The 16,303-nt window shown below is 46.7% G+C and carries 15 protein-coding genes; 5 read left to right on the top strand and 10 right to left on the bottom strand.

Features of this window, described 5'->3' with window-relative positions; all coding sequences use genetic code 11:
• Positions 1-12: 12 nt before the first annotated feature.
• From AC5JL3_RS12995 to purS, 6 genes are all read right to left on the bottom strand, one after another.
• Positions 13-639 carry a hypothetical protein gene (locus AC5JL3_RS12995; RefSeq protein WP_496074895.1) on the bottom strand — a complete coding sequence of 209 codons (627 nt, stop codon included), beginning with the start codon at positions 637-639 and terminating at the stop codon, positions 13-15.
• A 320-nt stretch (positions 640-959) separates the two neighbouring features.
• Positions 960-1,259 (bottom strand): hypothetical protein, encoded by a 300-nt coding sequence (locus AC5JL3_RS13000; protein ID WP_192221556.1) that lies wholly within the window; start codon positions 1,257-1,259, stop codon positions 960-962.
• Between the two features lie 293 nt (positions 1,260-1,552).
• A complete protein-coding gene (locus AC5JL3_RS13005; protein ID WP_192221555.1) occupies positions 1,553-1,786 on the bottom strand; it encodes a hypothetical protein in 234 nt (77 codons plus the stop codon).
• A gap of 303 nt (positions 1,787-2,089) precedes the next feature.
• On the bottom strand, positions 2,090-2,815 hold the full coding sequence (locus AC5JL3_RS13010; protein WP_496074896.1) for a TVP38/TMEM64 family protein: 726 nt from the start codon (positions 2,813-2,815) through the stop codon (positions 2,090-2,092).
• 30 nt (positions 2,816-2,845) lie between these two features.
• Positions 2,846-3,565, bottom strand: a complete 720-nt coding sequence (gene purQ, locus AC5JL3_RS13015; protein WP_496074897.1) for a phosphoribosylformylglycinamidine synthase subunit PurQ — start codon at positions 3,563-3,565, stop codon at positions 2,846-2,848.
• Between the two features lie 2 nt (positions 3,566-3,567).
• Positions 3,568-3,843, bottom strand: coding sequence for a phosphoribosylformylglycinamidine synthase subunit PurS (purS, locus tag AC5JL3_RS13020; RefSeq protein WP_496074898.1), 276 nt, complete (start codon positions 3,841-3,843; stop codon positions 3,568-3,570).
• A 96-nt stretch (positions 3,844-3,939) separates the two neighbouring features.
• Here purS and AC5JL3_RS13025 point away from each other — a divergent pair, with 96 nt between their 5' ends.
• From AC5JL3_RS13025 to AC5JL3_RS13040, 4 genes are all read left to right on the top strand, one after another.
• Positions 3,940-4,359: a Fur family transcriptional regulator gene (locus AC5JL3_RS13025; RefSeq protein WP_496074899.1), complete on the top strand. Its 420-nt coding sequence runs from the start codon at positions 3,940-3,942 to the stop codon at positions 4,357-4,359.
• A 316-nt stretch (positions 4,360-4,675) separates the two neighbouring features.
• Positions 4,676-5,041 carry a LapA family protein gene (locus AC5JL3_RS13030; RefSeq protein WP_496074900.1) on the top strand — a complete coding sequence of 122 codons (366 nt, stop codon included), beginning with the start codon at positions 4,676-4,678 and terminating at the stop codon, positions 5,039-5,041.
• Positions 5,042-5,133: 92 nt separating this feature from the next.
• Positions 5,134-6,051: a segregation/condensation protein A gene (locus AC5JL3_RS13035; RefSeq protein WP_496074901.1), complete on the top strand. Its 918-nt coding sequence runs from the start codon at positions 5,134-5,136 to the stop codon at positions 6,049-6,051.
• A 494-nt stretch (positions 6,052-6,545) separates the two neighbouring features.
• Complete coding sequence (locus AC5JL3_RS13040) at positions 6,546-7,706, top strand: nucleotidyltransferase family protein (RefSeq protein WP_496074902.1); 1,161 nt, start codon at positions 6,546-6,548, stop codon at positions 7,704-7,706.
• Between the two features lie 105 nt (positions 7,707-7,811).
• On the opposite strand, the gene speA is transcribed toward AC5JL3_RS13040, so the two are convergent.
• Positions 7,812-9,920: a biosynthetic arginine decarboxylase gene (speA, locus tag AC5JL3_RS13045; protein WP_496074903.1), complete on the bottom strand. Its 2,109-nt coding sequence runs from the start codon at positions 9,918-9,920 to the stop codon at positions 7,812-7,814.
• 491 nt (positions 9,921-10,411) lie between these two features.
• Between speA and AC5JL3_RS13050 the strand changes: the two genes are divergently transcribed.
• Positions 10,412-11,071, top strand: coding sequence for a hypothetical protein (locus AC5JL3_RS13050; RefSeq protein ID WP_496074904.1), 660 nt, complete (start codon positions 10,412-10,414; stop codon positions 11,069-11,071).
• Positions 11,072-11,176: 105 nt separating this feature from the next.
• Here AC5JL3_RS13050 and AC5JL3_RS13055 read toward each other — a convergent pair whose 3' ends face one another.
• From AC5JL3_RS13055 to AC5JL3_RS13065, 3 genes are all read right to left on the bottom strand, one after another.
• Positions 11,177-13,714 (bottom strand): CHAT domain-containing protein, encoded by a 2,538-nt coding sequence (locus AC5JL3_RS13055; protein WP_496074905.1) that lies wholly within the window; start codon positions 13,712-13,714, stop codon positions 11,177-11,179.
• Positions 13,715-14,162: 448 nt separating this feature from the next.
• The gene (locus AC5JL3_RS13060) at positions 14,163-14,387 is read right to left on the bottom strand and encodes a hypothetical protein (RefSeq protein WP_496074906.1); all 225 of its coding nucleotides are present in this window, start codon (positions 14,385-14,387) and stop codon (positions 14,163-14,165) included.
• Complete coding sequence (locus AC5JL3_RS13065; RefSeq protein ID WP_496074907.1) at positions 14,384-16,153, bottom strand: S8 family peptidase; 1,770 nt, start codon at positions 16,151-16,153, stop codon at positions 14,384-14,386. Before AC5JL3_RS13065 ends, AC5JL3_RS13060 begins: the two co-directional genes overlap by 4 nt.
• Positions 16,154-16,303: the final 150 nt, after the last annotated feature.

The raw sequence follows: 16,303 nt of genomic DNA on the forward strand, positions 1-16,303 counted from the left end.
ATCGGGAGGATGTCACCTCTTCAGCCCTGAGCTTAAGTTAGGGTACTGACGGGAAAACTCGTGCGCTACGTTGTTACAAACCCAAAGCCCTGTCGCAGGATCTACATTGGGACGATTTTGGCTAGCTTGTGGGAAACAACCAATGCTAACGGCTTTTTCCAGCAAACTCCAAAATTCCTCATTTGGGTTTTCTAGCTTTATATTCGCAACCTCTCTAGAGCCAAAGCCAATCCCAATCTCCTTATCCGGTAGAATTGACCGAACAAACTGAGCATTGCGATCGCGTATTGCTTGCCGTAGGCGTTGACGAAATTGTGCAAACTCACTTCCTGGTTTAACTTCGTCTGTCAACCTAACGCGCTGATGCGGAAAACCATCAAGCTTGGCTGTACTAGCTACTACGGCTTGCTTCGGCTGAGTAGGTAGCGTTGTCTTTGTAGAATTCTCTTGATCAGGTTTAGTAGCTGCAATAGGAGAAGACGTTGCTTCTATCTCTTGAGACGCTTGAGGTGGAATTGAACTTGTCTGTACAAGCGTTTGCTCTTTTGGCGTACTCTGGCGAAAGACAGTAGCGAGACTCACACCAGTAACTGCTGAAAAAACAACAGCCCCAGCAACAAGTAAATGGAATTTTTGCATAACTAATCCGGTGCTGAATGCTTTGTTTGACCACACTTTTTAGGTTAGTGTTTCCACAAAGTTGCCTGGTATCTTGTTAGATTTGCATCTGTTATAAGTTACAAACTTTTGCTGTTCAGATTCCCGACTTCTTGAAGAAGTCGGGAATCTTAGCGTTTAAAATTCCTATATATTTATGCTGATTAAAAATAAATTATTAACTTCTATAACAATCACCTAAAGGTTGATAATATTCTTTTTGCTTCTACTATAGCCTCTATCCCTTTCTTCAAAAATGCTGGGAGTACTACAAGCTAAAGGACTCCCAGCAGACTGAAACTCTACTTTTCTTCCACGTACATTTCCGGCTCAATGGCAAAGTTATCAAGTCTTCCTGACTCGTCAATAACGTAGCCATCTGTTGTTCTAAGTCCGCTACCTTCTTCTTGTGCCTCTAAAGCCTCAACCTCATGGATGCTTTCTTCTGGGTCATTATTAGAAGGAATTACTGCATCTGGGGCATTAACTGCCGTTGTCTGAGCCATTTGAACTCCAACATGATCCCCTGGTGCGCCTCTTCCCGGTTCGGCTTCTACGGGATCAGTTTGTGGTACTACGACTTTATCTGGTTCGCTACTCATAGGTTTTTCTCCAACTTGTTTATAGGCTTGACCGTAGCCTGTAATAACGCTCACAGACCAATTAAACAGTCAAATCGTTGCTACGAAGATACCGCAGTTTGTATCGTGCTTAACTCTTTCGAGAGGATTAAATTGTTCAGCACAGTAGGAGGAGATTGATTGAATGGCGAAAAGAGAGATGAGGCATTAAATGCCTTTCCCAAGAGGAGAAGAAATCAGGAAGCGCCTATCGGTGTCAATGCCTTTGTCGCCCTAGATTCCTCGTTTGTCAGCAATTGGCTTTGTCGTTACAACTATTGTGTCTCTGATTCTTCTAGCTTAATTGCCAAGTCTATCAAGAATCGAGCGTAGCGGATTGTATCGGTTAACCCCCTCTCTGTGACTGGATAGCTGTAGCGGGGAAAACTTTCGTTAGGGTGCTGCCATCGCAGCCATAACTGTCTGTCAATGACTTTCGTGTTGATCAACCAGCCTCGGTATCGGATGGGTTTCAACTGCAAGCCGGTGTGAAAATTATCTAAAGTCACTGGCTGTTTGTCTCTAGTATGTTTAGTTTTTGTTCAGGTTTTAATCCTACCTAACCTCCGCTAAAACATAGATTGATTGCAGTTTCCAGCGTTGGGTTAATAATTTTTTTGTGGAATCTAATATTGAATTCGATAACACTTACTTAAAGGCGTTTGTCTTTGTTCAGTGCTATTTTTATTTAGTGACTTATTTTCAATATACTCTGAGTGTACCTGAATAATTTGAAATATTCCATATCTTTAAGGCTTGTAAAGAAGGCTCTTGCAGGAACCTGAGAGTGTAGCAACACTCTCAACAGATTTTCATTGGTTGCTGATGTCCTTTTGTTTGTCTTCTGATGAGGCAGGTGCTGGTGAGAGCGTTTTCTTAGCCAGCTTAGTTGTATAGGTTACCGCACCAACTGTTGCACATAAACCAAAGATTTGCAGTGCCATTTTTCCAGGAGTATTGCCGCCACTAGCTAAGTTGGCGCCTGCTGAACCAAGATACACATAAAGTGCAATGACTGGGAGCATTCCTAACCAGGAGAAAAAGAAGTAGTGCCAAAAGTTAATTTTAGTGAGGCTAAAACCGTAATTGAGAATATTGGAAGGAACAATTGGGGAAAGACGGGTTAAAAAGACAATCTTCCAGCCTTTTCTACCAACAGCTTTATCAAGTTCGGTAAATTGGGGACGTTTGGCAATCCACTTTTTTAAAGGTTTCCGGGCAACAGTGCGACCCAAGAGATAGCAGAGAGTTGTTCCCAAGATGTCGGCAATCGAGACAACAACAACTCCTTTAAGAAAGCCGAATAACGTGCCTGCCGCCAAAAAAAGAACTGCTGCTGGCAAACCAACAACAGTCGTAATTATGTAAATCAAAATGAATGCCGGCTTTGCCCACGGCCCAAGCGAGACAAGCCAATGCTTGATATGAGTAAGCCAGTCCTGCAGAGGTAGCAAGCTGAAGGCAGCGATCGCGATCGCAATACCAATAACGGCAAGTAGCAGCCAAACTTTTTTCTTCGCGAGGAAGTCCCTATTCATTGATGTGTTCGACTGCGCTCAGAGTATTAGTTAACTAGCACTCATTGTAGACAAGCTTTTACTGGTGAGTGCGCCTAACAATCCCTCGAACAACTTTATACCATCTGTACCACCCAACAGGGCATCTGCTGCCCGTTCTGGGTGGGGCATCATCCCCAAGATTTTACCTGTCGGGTCGCAAATTCCAGCAATGTTGTTGACTGAACCATTTGGGTTGCCCATATCGTCTGTCGTACCCGTTGCGGTACAGTAGCGAAACAGGACTTGACCGTTATCTTCTAAGGCTTTGACGGTATCAGCATCGGCATAGTAGCGACCTTCACCGTGAGCAATAGGGAGGGTAACCAACTGCCCTTGTGAGTAAGCAGATGTCCAGGGAAGGTCAGTGCGTTCTACTTTGAGCGGAACGCGATCGCAAATAAAATGTAAATCGCGATTCCGAACCAGTGCGCCAGGTAACAGCCCCATTTCAGTTAACACCTGGAAGCCATTGCAGATACCTAGGATAAACTTACCCTGCTTAGCGTGTTCCCTAACTTGCCCCATCACAGGCGAAAATTGAGCTAATGCTCCACAGCGGAGATAGTCTCCATAACTAAAACCACCGGGAATCACGACCACGTCTATGTCAGAAATATCCGTTTCCTCGTGCCAAACCATGCGGGTTGGTAAGTCGAGTAAACTTTGAGTAACATACGCCACATCGCGATCGCAATTGGACCCTGGAAAAACCACAACCCCAAACTTCATACCTACACCCCCATCAGTGTTGCCACTTCAACTAAATCAAACCGATAATTTTCGATCACTGGATTTGCCAACAATCGGTCACAGATGCGGTCAAGTTGCTCCCGTGCCTTTTCTTCATTGGCAGCCGTTATCATCAGCTCAATATACTTACCAATGCGTACCTGCTCCACATTTTCATAACCCAACTGCTTCAGCCCCGACTCGACCGCAACTCCTGCTGGATCTAAGACTGAAGGTCGAAGGGTAACATAGATCCGCGCTTGATACTTGAAAATCACTCTTCATCCCCCAAATTCAAACAAGCCCTGTTTAAAGTTTGAACTACTAAGTCCCCAAGACTTCAACAAAATTGTAGGAGACTAAAAAGAAAGTCCATGAAACTCCAACGCACGCGCTCCCAGGCTCGAATTCTAAACTTACTCACAACTCTGAATCGTGCTGTTTCTGCCCAAGATATCTATGTTGAGTTACGCAACCTTGACCAGAGTATGGGTCTAGCTACAGTTTACCGCGCCCTGGAAGCCTTGAAACTTGAAGGTGTCGTACAAGTGCGGACACTTACCAATGGGGAATCCCTCTACAGTGGCGTACAGCGTGATCAACACCACCTTACTTGCCTCAATTGTGGTGAATCGATACCTATTGATGAATGCCCAGTACATCAGTTAGAGAATGAGTTGCAGGATTCCCACCAATTCAAAATTTACTACCACACCTTAGAGTTTTTTGGATTATGCGATCGCTGCGCCGTGGCGAGTGATACCGAGACAGCCGATTCAACTACTCATCAATAATAAGAAGAATACAGAAGTGGCTGTGTTCAGGAGAATCCTAAAGTTTGGACTTGCCTCTCGGTTTGGCAACCTCCCTTTGAGCAAGAGCCACAATCCTTCAGCCTCGTCTTCAGTGGCTTCCAGTGAGGTGGGTTGCGAGCGCATGTAAAGAAGTATTCACCTTCTTGTCGCACGACAATCTAGACTTGGGCTAAAGTAGCCATTAAGTCGCAGAAAAATCATCAAAAATAAAAAATCAAACCTGAAAAAAGAGCGGATTCTTCATTTTTCCTCTTGTAAAATTAGCAAGCAACTGCAAGCCTATTGGATCAAGCTGATGCGACAGATTAATTTTTTGATTATTTTTGCTGTGTGTTTGGCTCTAGTTTTATTCAGCTTAGAAAACAGTGAACCTACAGCAATCCGAATTATTGAGGGCGTTCAGGTTCAAGCCCCCTTGTCTATTGAACTGATTTTTGCAATGGGAATTGGGGCAACTCTAGCTTGGATCTTCAGCATCTGGACACGACTACAGCAGCAACTAGATGCCCGCCGAGCGATGCGGCAGATTCGCTCCAAAGAGGAGCAAATTGAGAAGCTAGAGCAAGATGTTCAACGTTACAAGGCAGAAATTGAAGAGCAATTGCCAGCATTATCGGCATCTAGACCCCTGACAGAAGGGACACTGGCAGAGCAAGGTTAAGATTGATTAATCTCATCCCATGCTTCTTAAAGACCCACCCATGTCTCTTCCTCATCAAATATAGTGTTGCAGACTACTAGTGGCAGTACGTGATGACTGGAACACCTGCTCAAGAAGCGATCGCTCTTCTCATTGACTTGGCACAGCGAGGGGAAATTAACCCTTGGGATGTCCAGGTTATTGAGGTCATTGACCGCTATTTAAGTGAACTTGGCTTGGGAAATGATGCCGAACCCGGACACCGTGATACTGACTTGTCTCAGTCTGGACAAGCATTTTTGTGGGCATCAATGCTGGTTTTACTCAAAGCCGATACCCTCGGACGGATGGGAGAGGCGGACGAACCAGAACTCACCGAGATAGACGACCAAATCGATATGGTGGGCGAAATGCGCTTGCCACTGCATCTAGAACGACATCTACGCCGTCGTGCTGCCGCTCCGCCACCCAAAAGACGCCCTGTAACACTCCAAGAGCTGATCGATCAGTTGCAGCAAATAGCAGCACAACTGGATGAAACGCCCTTGCCTCCTCGTGCCTTACGTCCCCGCGCTCAATCTCGTTCTCAAGCAGCCAAAGCGATCGCTCATTTGGCTCACGATGAAAACTTGACAGAAATTGCCACAAGACTAGAAGTCTTTCTTTCACGTCATTGGCAAGAGATCGCAGCGGGAAAAGATTGGCTGAATTTAGATCAGTTGTTAGAGTGGTGGACGTTGTCTCCTATAGCATTGGATGAAGCTGATTCTCTAGCCGCCCTGTCAGCAACCCTAGCAGGGAATGGGAACTCCGAACCGGATAACCATGTGGCTCTAGGTGAAGCGATGTCCGAAGGGCTTTATATCCCATCCCACGCTAACACTTCCCCCGAAGTGGCTGTTGAGGCAACTGAAGACGGAGCAAAAGACCGAGTTGGTGTCTTTTGGGCACTACTCCTGTTATCGGCTCAGTCCAAAGTAGAGTTATCCCAAGAAGAGTTTTACCAAGACTTAAAAATCCGTGCGCTGTAATGAATAGACAATGGGTGTGTTGATCTGGGATTAGGATTTGAAGCTTGGGCAAACTGTACTTTGAGGGAGAACTGTTCTTTAGTTCCCCGTACTGCAAAACGCAGAACTCGTTCAAGGGAAGGTGAGCGATCGCAAATCGGCAACCCGTTTATGTGCTATGCACAAGTAAAGGTATCCGTTTTGTGTCAAAGCTTTGCGAACGCTGGTGTTCGCCTAGCCGTTCGCCATACGGTACTCTTCGGAGCAATTAGAGTTAACTAATCGTCTTGAAGAGGAGCTAGTAGAAACAAGTCTGGGCATTGCTCTAACTCTCTGCTAGCGCATTGTTAGGTTGCTCTCGCCGTTCTTGCAAGTCGGGGGATTAGATCGACTATCTCTCCTGATTATCAGGATAAGTCCATCAACCAATCCAACGCACTAGCGACGGACTGGTTAAAATCAGACTCAATCGACCAAACCAAAAATGTGTGGCCTAGGTTAAGGAACAAAAATTCATGAAAGCCATGATTCTGGCGGCTGGTAAGGGAACTCGCGTGCGCCCCATCACCCACACCATTCCCAAACCCTTAATTCCCATCCTGCAAAAACCAGTGATGGAGTTTTTACTAGAACTACTGCGACAGCATGGTTTTGACCAAGTTGTTGTCAACGTCAGTCACCTCGCAAACGAAATTGAAAGCTATTTCCGTGATGGACAGCGATTTGGTGTCCAAATCGCTTATTCGTTTGAAGGTCGAATCGTTGATGGTCAACTCGTCGGGGAAGCACTCGGCTCGGCGGGTGGGATGCGGCGCATCCAAGACTTTTACCCGTTTTTTGACGATACTTTTGTCGTCCTTTGCGGTGATGCTCTCATTGACCTCGATTTGTCGGCGGCGGTTAAATGGCATAAAGAAAAGGGATCGATCGCTACGATAGTGACGAAAACCGTGCCGCAAGAGCAGGTTCCCAGCTACGGTGTCGTTGTCACAGACGAGACGGGTCGAATTAAAGCTTTTCAGGAAAAGCCTTCGGTTGAGGAAGCTCTCAGTACCAACATCAACACAGGTATCTACATCTTTGAACCAGAAGTATTGGATTATATCCCATCTGGTAAGGAATATGACATTGGTGGTGAGCTATTTCCTAAGCTTGTGGAAATGGGAGCGCCTTTTTATGCCGTGCCGATGGAATTCCAGTGGGTGGATATTGGTAAAGTCCCAGACTACTGGCAAGCAATTCGTAGCGTCTTGCTGGGAGAAGTTAAAAATGTATCGATTCCAGGACATGAAGTGGCTCCAGGTATCTACACAGGGTTAAATGTCGCCGTAAATTGGGACAAGGTTGACATCACGGGGCCTGTTTATATCGGTGGGATGACCCATATTGAAGATGGAGCCAAGATTATTGGACCGACGATGATTGGTCCTAATTGTTGGGTATGTAGCGGTGCAACTGTTGATAATAGCGTGATTTTTGAATACTCTCGTTTGGGTGCGGGAGTTCGCTTGGTCGATAAGCTAGTGTTTGGACGCTACTGCGTTGATAAAACTGGGGCAACCATTGATGTCCAGGCAGCAGCTTTAGACTGGCTGATTACTGATACCCGCAGGAGTTTACCCTCCCAAGAGCCATTAGAGCGACAAGCGATCGCAGAACTCTTGGCAAGCGAATAGTTAGTTGTTAGTGGTTGTTAGTTGTTAGTGGGTAAGCTGGGCTAAGAAATCTACCAGGCTTAAGTTTTGTGACTTAGCACTACCCATCTAACAACTACAACTTCCTTAGCCATTCAAGTATGTGTAACTACCCAAGCTCTGCTCGTATTTTTGCAGGAGCAGTCGGGATTCTTCGAGGGTAATGCGTTTTTCTTGCAAGGCTTGCTCAGTGCGGCGGCGGACGCTCTCTACTAAGTCCTCAGCATCGTACTGTACATAACCCAAAACTTCTTTCACCGTGTCGCCCTTAACAACATGTTCAATTTCATAGCCTCTAGGCGTTAATTGAATGTGAACAGCATTTGTGTCACCAAACAAGTTGTGTAAGTTGCCCATAATCTCTTGATAGGCTCCAGCAAGGAACAAGCCTAAGTAATAGGGTTCGTGAGAGTGGGAATTAGACAGTGGCGTAGGGCTAGGCACTTTGTTAATTTCCAGCCCCTGCTTCCCTTTTTTGGAGTCAAGAGACTGCTGTATACTCGTCAACGGGTGAAGTTCTAGTACCGATTTAACATCTCGCAGGTCAATGAATTGGTCGATCTTCCCATCGCTGTCACAAGTAAGATCAGCGAGGATACCTCGGCGTGTGGGTTCTTCATCCAGCCGATGGATGGGCATAATTGGGAACAATTGGTCAATTGCCCAAGAATCAGGTACAGACTGAAAGACAGAGAGGTTGATGTAATAAATCGATGCCATGATTTTCTCTAAGTCTTCCAAGTCATCGGGAACGTAGTCCTGAGTTCTGGCAATTTCGAGAATCTTGTAGCAACATGCCCAGTACAACTGCTCAGCTCTTGCTCGTTGGGTGAGGGTTAGGTACCCGAAGCTAAAGAGGCTTTTGGCTTCGTCGTTGAACTGAATCGCGTCGTGGTAAGCTTCCTGGTAGTTCTCCAGGTTGATATTAGAGTATGTCTCCCAAAGGTTGCGGATAATCAGATGTTCTTTTTCCTGAATCGGTGCAGGAGTCTCAGCTAGGACATCACTGGTGCTAAGAACATCGAAGATTAAGACAGATTGATGGGATGCGATCGCACGACCACTCTCACTAATTAGCACTGGCGCTGGCAACTGACGACCATCACAAGCTTCCTTGACCTCAGCAACAATATCATTGGCATAATTTTGCATATTGTAGTTTTTCGAGGCATGGAAGTTCGTTTTAGAGCCGTCATAGTCGATCCCTAAACCACCACCAACATCGAGATACTGCATATTTGCCCCTAATGCACTCAACTCGACATAAATCTGACTAGCTTCTCGGATTGCCTCTTTAATCACACCAATCGCAGAGATTTGGGAGCCGATGTGGAAGTGCAATAGCTGCAAGGAGTTGAGCATTCCAGCACTTCGCAGTTGCTCAACGCAGGTGAGGATTTCCGGAATCGTTAGACCAAATTTAGCGCGATCGCCTGTAGAATCTCCCCAACGGCCTGTGCCTTTGGTACTCAGCTTTGCTCGAACTCCCACAACGGGTTCAATTCCTAGCTGTCGGGTCGCATCAATTACGAGCTGCACTTCTTCTAACTGCTCAATGACGATGATCGGCTTGTGTCCGATGCGCGTCGCCAAGAGAGCCGTTTCGATGTATTCTCTGTCTTTGTAACCATTACAAATCAGCAGAGAGTTGGGAGTATTCAACGTTGCCAGGGCAATCATCAATTCTGGTTTAGAACCCGCTTCTAGACCAAATTGGACAGGTTTCCCAAACCGAACCAAATCCTCAACCAAATGCCGATGCTGATTGCACTTGACAGGAAAGACCCCTTGGTAAGTACCAGGGTATTTGTAACGAGCGATCGCTTTAGCAAAACAAGCATTTAACCGCTCAATCCGGTCTTCCAAAATATCCGAGAAGCGAATCAATAGCGGTAGTCCTAGGTTGCGCTGCTGTAAGGCTTCTACGAGTTCTAATAAATCTAGAGAACCACCGCGATCGCCTTTGGGTGAAACCGTAACATGACCAGCGGCATTAATCGAAAAGTATGGCTCTCCCCATCCCTGAATTCGATAGAGTTTCTCACTCTCCTCAATCGTCCAGGATTTGGTCGAGGCTGAAGGCTGCCGATGGGTTGTCAGTTGTACTTCTGGATTTGCCTCTGATTGTGTCTCATTGCCGTTAGCGGACTCGGCGCGTGGCGCGTTACCGATTTTGGGTGTCAGCTCTACCCCCATTATTTTGTCTTACCTTCTAATACTGTCTGTCGATTGTCACTCTAGCGCATCTAGAGATTACCGAGAGCATAGTTAAGATCACCTGCATTCAAGTTGTATTTCGCTGTTGAACCGTTAAGGGGAAAGGAAGTCTTCCTTTTCCTTTTGACCTAAAGTAGACAATCAATTTTGCCTTGCTATTAGATAGGTCATTAGCTTATTACAATCAGATTTTTGGAGCTTTTTTTAAAATTGGTGGGATCGGGTAGCTATGCTAAAATTCCGTCATCATGGTGACTGCTATCAAGTTTGGTCATTTTCATAACTTCGTTTATCAGCTTGGACTTAGGGTCAGCGGTAAAGATATGAGGAATTATGTCTGTACCCTTGACAACAGCTAAGGGATAAAAGCGACAACTTACTAAACGAAGTGTAAAACAGGCTTGATATTATACCCTGTACAAGTGCAATTATTTGCATTCTTACTTTTATCCTGACCGTCAAGGGCATCAATGCTCAACCCATCTAACAATCCTTCCGAACAGCCGCAACCTCGTCTACCACTGATCGAGCGGCTAATCCACAACTCTCCGCTTGTATTTTGGGGTCTGCTTTGGGCAGTGCTATTCTCAGCTGGTGGCTTCGCGGCTTTACGTCTTTTAAGCGCTGGGCCAATTGAGGAGGCATCTGCACCTGCACCAACTGCCTCTACCATTCAAGAAACTCCTGTTTTGCCACTGGTATCTACACCAACGTCACCTCTCACCACTGTTCCCCAATTCACAGCTAAACCGGATTTGCCACTGTCGTTGATTGGTGCTGTTGCTCTTGGCTGTGCGGGTGGTTCTTTATTGATTACCCAAGCTCTGAGACAAACGACTAATCGTCGCAAAGCTCCGAAACGTTTAAAATCTACTGCGAATAGCCGCAAGAAACGGCAGAATCCTTCAAAAAAACGCCGTTCTACTTCCACAACTAAGCAACCCGTTGCGTCTAAGCCCAACTTGGTAGCTTTAGAAAACCAACTACCAACAATCGACAACCGTCTGGCTCAAGTAACAGTATTACCCCCGGAGGAGAGCCATCCTCTAGATGGAGGTAAGCAAAACCTTGCTGATTTGATGGATTTACGCAAGCGTCAGTCTCTCGCTTCGCTAATGCGTGGGAAGTAGTTGTTGGTTATTTGTTGTTGATTATTTGTTGTTCAGCCAGTCATCAGGGTGCATCCGATCTATGAGCCAGTATTCTTTCTAAAACCAACAACCAACAACAAACCACTAACTTCTCACTGCTAAAAGCGATCGCCAGTCTTGAATCGCTTTTTCAGACCATAGCCAATTCTTGCTCAAGGCATCAGATTGAAAGTTAACTGGGTCATCGGTCATGACTTTTTGGCGCAGCTTGAGTGATTCATTCGACAAACGCGATCGCTGCTCGGCTGGTAGTTGTTGGGCGGATTTCCACATTCCTAGGGCTAATCCGGCATAGGTTGTCAGCATTTCTTGTTTAATTGGCTCTGTTGCAGCAGTTGTTGCCCCTTGCTGGGTTTCGCTCTGGTTCAGTGCCTCCCACCATGCATTATTGGCTCGCTCATATTCACCCTCGGCATAGTAAGCAAATCCTAGTGCGTTGAGGTAGCTAGAAGATTTGGGTTGTGCCTTGATTGCTGTTTCCCAATACCGTCGGGCATCACTCACCGCGTAGTCTTGGTTACCTGCTTGAATTGACTGCCAAACCAAACGTCCTCTTAAGAAACTCACGACCGGGTCTTCAAGTTTCTCATTCGGAACAACGGCAAGGGAAGCATCTGCGGCTTGCAATGCCCCTCGATCCAGTAGTGCTTCTACTGCCTTTTGCCCTGCGACAATGTTCCCTTGACTCAGTTGTTCAATGGCAATGGCTGTTACCTTCGCGGTGTCAGCTTGTTTCAAATCTCCCGTTTGACTAAGGGGAACAGTTGGCACATTGGCTGGTGGTTGAGATAGTTTGCCTAGGCTTTGCTCTCGGTTCTGGAAGAACCAAAATCCCAATAAAGCGATCGCAATGACACCAATAGCTCCAAAAATAACCCACAGTTTTGGGAAACGTTGCCAGTTTTGATGCCAACCCGGAAAACCTGGTGTCTTGCCGGAACCCCCTCCAGTGGAGTTTTTCAGATTCTCAGATCGTTCAGATAACGATTGTGGTGTCTGAGTCGTTGGGGTGATTGTTCCTGATTCCGTTGGTGCAGGAGACTGATTGTTGACGGGATACCTTGGCGGTTCCAAATCACCTGTCTCTGAAGTAACTGGAGGCAGACTCTCGATGCCAGTGCTTGTTTGCCCTAGGTTACTACTTGTAGGCTTTGGATCAAGCTGTCGTAATAAGTCCTGAATAAAGGCACCGGGATCGTCCGCGTCTAGGTCATCCTGGTCTAAATCGTTAACAAAGTCCTCATCCTCTGCTAAGTCTTCCGACGATAGTCCATCTAACTCCTCTTCAATCTCTACGTAACTGGGAGGGATACGTCTTCCTGTTGGTGGTGTGAATAGGGCAGCTTGCGGATGTACAGACAATGAATCGTCAGGAGGATCGGCGATCGCAAAGAGTTCAGCAATTGTTTGAGCCGCGTCATCAACTTTTGTCAAGAAGCCATCAAATTCTGGATGCAGATAAAGAACTGGTAATGCCCAATACAACTGATTTGAGCCATAAGCAGAAATCAGTCCTTGCCGTGCCCGACTGAGACTGAGGTCAATTGGATAACCCTGATTGAGATTGCGGTAGAGTAGCCGCGTGAGAGTCAGCGCCACCTCATCAGGAATCCGCTCTGCCATTGCCAGAACGCCAGGAATCCCCCGTGCTACTATAGCTTCGGCTAGATTACGCTCTTTTCCATTTGCCCGTTCTGATGGGGCGGTATAGGCTCCTCGGCAGGAGTTAAACACAGCTAGCTGGACACCGTTATTAACCAACAATCCTGCTAAGTCAGCACCGTTAAGGGTTTCAGTTAGACCAGTTTTGTTGCTAACTAAATAGACATCGCCGCCAGAGTCTCCTAAATTGCTATGACCTGCGTAGTGGAATACTTGATATTGACCCTGTTCTAACGCTTGGGTTAGCTGTTCGCGTCCTGGCTGCTCCAAGATGGTTAGTTGAATCGCAGGGAGTTCATTAGGGGAACGGCTGCGGAGTTCTGCTTGCAGTTGACTGGCTTCTTCTGCCAACTCCAATGTTTCTTGGTCACTGGGGCTAGCAATAACCATCAAAATTTTTAAGGGTTGATGTGATCCCGAAGGAAGCGCCTGTACTGGACTTATCCGCCCCGTACTTAGCTGGTAACGGGAGAAAACCACATCAGTTCCCGTTGCTAGAGGGCGATCGCCTGCATACAGAACTTCCCAAGGGAGGCGCGGTAGACGTTTTCCTTTCAATCCCAAGCGTAGCCGCAAAATCGATCGCTGATTTTGGGCGATCGCTTGTGCCATCATCCAGCTATCTCGCAGACTTCCTTGGAATAAAGCATTATAAAGTTGCTGACCCAATGCCACCAGATTGAGAGACGATTGACTGACTGGTTCCTCCCATTCCGGCAAATAAAAAAGATCATTAGTAAAGGCACTATTACCCTGCAACACGCCCAAGAGCGGGTCATTCATCAGTTGCTGTGCCTGAGCTAACCAATCCTCCACAGGCCATTTAACTTGCTCTTCTGCCAACGGGACTCCCGGCGCGACTCGTTCGATCCGCACCAGATATTCGTCTTCCCCTAAGGGAGTCACAGAGATGTGGAATTCCTGTGCCACTGCTACTTGGTCAATCTTGGTTAGTTTCAAGGGCTTACGCTCACGTCTATGAAAAACGTTAAGGATTCAGTACCTCTGTCTATTCGTAGATTGATTGAACTGACTGAAAGTTTCCCATTTTTAATTTAAATTCTCTCTCCGAGTGATAGTCAATTTCCGATCTTCAGCGGGTGACTTGTTCTGGATTTGTCCGGATAGGTAGCGTCACCGTAGGAAGAGTGGAGTGGTAGATGCACCCTGATTGACATTCCCTAGCTCACCGGTTTGAGCTGGGGATTTTTTTTGAATAGAGGCGTAAGTAAGAATTAAACCTGAAGTTCTATAAAACCTCTCATTTAACAACTGTTTTAAATATTGTAAGGCGCACATTGATCTTGCGCCCTACCCATTAAGACGAAGGAGAACTGGAGAGAGGGCAAACTCTTGAAGCGATTGAATCAACTATCGAGTGTACTTACCCTCTCCCCGGCTTCTTCTGTCAATCCAGCACCTTAAAGGACTTCACCTCTAGCACTGGGCCAATCATGGCGAAGGTCATGACATCGTCTCGCACCTGCCCTTCGACCTTGACTTTCAGGTCTGATTTCTTCAACTCATCCGGGGCATCCTTGAGTTCATAGGTTTCCCCTGAGTCTGTAACCAGTGCCCAGGTACCTGGTCCCATTCCTTTGCGTTCGACGACACCCGTAACGTTAATACTCATGCAGTTTGCTCCTCTCCTTTCGAGGATAGATAGGCAAGTCCAAAGCATAGGAGGGCGTTGGCAACTAGGTACAGGCGAGCAACAACGCCACTACCCAGCCACATAACGCTGGGTGACACCACTGCACTCACGGCTAAACAACTGGCGACACCAAGAGCAGATCCAATTGCCACCCACTTCCATTGCTTGTGACCCAGTAGTAGCGCCACCAAGATAAAGGGAATCAGTACACTGGCAAAAATGGGGTTTAACATACTGCTACCTTGAACAGCGCTACCTAGTTCTGGAATAGAACTTCCCATAACTCGGAACGGCCATTGGGGCAAGTCAAAGATATAGAAGCCACGCAGAAAGAACAATCCAGAACTACCACCAACCAACCCCGTGGCAAGCGACCAACTCCAGCTAAAGGGGAAGTAATTTCGCAGGAACCAAGCAAGAAGGTAGGAACCGATAACCATACCAATTTTTGGTAATAGCATTATTGTTCCACCATCAATCCAGAAGCGAGGATTGAGATATCCATTGTCTCGCACCCAGCGGAAGAAGTCGCGGATGGTAATTTGACCACGCAGAGCAAGTTTAACGGCGGCTGCTGCATCTAGATGACCGGAACCAAAGTGATTGAGAGGGTCTTCCTGGACAGCTCGTGACGATTGCTTTAAGACACTCAGCACTTCATCCGGTTCTGTGATGCCACTTGCTTTTACGAGAGCGGCAACCCCAGCAACGTGGGGTGCTGCCATACTGGTACCTTGATAGCCAATAAAGACACCTTCTCCAGTTTGCGGGTCGATGGTGTTTTGCAAAATTTTACCCGTTTCGCTACCACCAGGGGCTGAGATATCTACACCAGCGCCGAAGTTGGAGTAGGGGGCTTTGATACCAGCAGAATCTAGAGCTGCAACACCAATTACGTGGCGATAACGAGCGGGGTAAGAGGCGGAATTTTGGTTGGCATTACCAGCGGCAGCTACAATCACGACACCTTTTTGGTAGGCATAGGCGATCGCTTCTTCCATCAGCTTGCTTTCACCAGCACCACCCAGGCTCATGTTAATGACATCAGCCCCATTGTCAGCGGCAAAGCGAATCGCTTCAGCAATGTCCGCCACCGTACCGCCACCACTTGATGCCAGGACTTTTAAAGGCATGAGAGTGGATTCATAAGCGATTCCAGCCACACCATAGGCGTTGTTCGTGGATTGGGCGATCGTACCCGCAACATGGGTACCGTGGCCAGCGTCATCAAATGCCTCGATCCGGTCGTTAACAAAGTCGTAGCCTTTGACAAACTTAGTAGTCTTCAAATCTGGAACGGGGCTGATGCCAGTGTCAATCACGGCGACAGTGACACCACTTCCTTTGGTATCATCCCAGGCTGATTCTATATTGATGCTCCGTAAGTTCCACTGATGGCTATATTCCGGGTCATTTGGAACATCAAAAGTTCGGTAGATGTAATTGGGTTCAATAAATTCTGTAAGCTTACCGATGCCTAATTTTTTTAGTTCGTCGATTGTTTTGCGATCGCCTTTGGCAATGTAAACATGGTCAGCAGCTGAAAATTCGCTATTCAGACGTGGCTCAAGGTTGTACTTTCCCGCTAGCAAATTGACCTTCGCTTCAATCTCAGCCTCTGGGACATTTTCCCGAAAGTCCAACACAATTGATTGAAACTCTCCCTGAGTGGCTAAGCCTTTGAAGTTAAACAGGGCAAAACCTAGCCCTAACACAAACAAGCAAATAATGAAAAACTTTCTCATGGCAACTCGTCCGCTGTCGCGCCAGTGTAATCACTACGATAACTTATAGGTCTTAGCTTCAGTGAGAGCGAACCACACTAACTTTTAGGTAAAGCTATTAGACCTCTTGCAAAAGTCGTCGCTGGGGTACTATGGGGTCTGAACAAAAGC

The sequence above is a fragment of the Symplocastrum torsivum genome (assembly GCF_059505465.1).

What these genes read in the sequence shown, in the direction of transcription:
- AC5JL3_RS12995 (WP_496074895.1), bottom strand. Translation starts at nt 639, where the DNA reads ATGCAAAAATTCCATTTACTTGTTGCTGGGGCTGTTGTTTTTTCAGCA.
- AC5JL3_RS13000 (WP_192221556.1), bottom strand. Translation starts at nt 1,259, where the DNA reads ATGAGTAGCGAACCAGATAAAGTCGTAGTACCACAAACTGATCCCGTA.
- AC5JL3_RS13010 (WP_496074896.1), bottom strand. Translation starts at nt 2,815, where the DNA reads ATGAATAGGGACTTCCTCGCGAAGAAAAAAGTTTGGCTGCTACTTGCC.
- purQ (WP_496074897.1), bottom strand. Translation starts at nt 3,565, where the DNA reads ATGAAGTTTGGGGTTGTGGTTTTTCCAGGGTCCAATTGCGATCGCGAT.
- AC5JL3_RS13025 (WP_496074899.1), top strand. Translation starts at nt 3,940, where the DNA reads ATGAAACTCCAACGCACGCGCTCCCAGGCTCGAATTCTAAACTTACTC.
- AC5JL3_RS13030 (WP_496074900.1), top strand. Translation starts at nt 4,676, where the DNA reads ATGCGACAGATTAATTTTTTGATTATTTTTGCTGTGTGTTTGGCTCTA.
- AC5JL3_RS13035 (WP_496074901.1), top strand. Translation starts at nt 5,134, where the DNA reads ATGACTGGAACACCTGCTCAAGAAGCGATCGCTCTTCTCATTGACTTG.
- AC5JL3_RS13040 (WP_496074902.1), top strand. Translation starts at nt 6,546, where the DNA reads ATGAAAGCCATGATTCTGGCGGCTGGTAAGGGAACTCGCGTGCGCCCC.
- speA (WP_496074903.1), bottom strand. Translation starts at nt 9,920, where the DNA reads ATGGGGGTAGAGCTGACACCCAAAATCGGTAACGCGCCACGCGCCGAG.
- AC5JL3_RS13050 (WP_496074904.1), top strand. Translation starts at nt 10,412, where the DNA reads ATGCTCAACCCATCTAACAATCCTTCCGAACAGCCGCAACCTCGTCTA.
- AC5JL3_RS13060 (WP_496074906.1), bottom strand. Translation starts at nt 14,387, where the DNA reads ATGAGTATTAACGTTACGGGTGTCGTCGAACGCAAAGGAATGGGACCA.
- AC5JL3_RS13065 (WP_496074907.1), bottom strand. Translation starts at nt 16,153, where the DNA reads ATGAGAAAGTTTTTCATTATTTGCTTGTTTGTGTTAGGGCTAGGTTTT.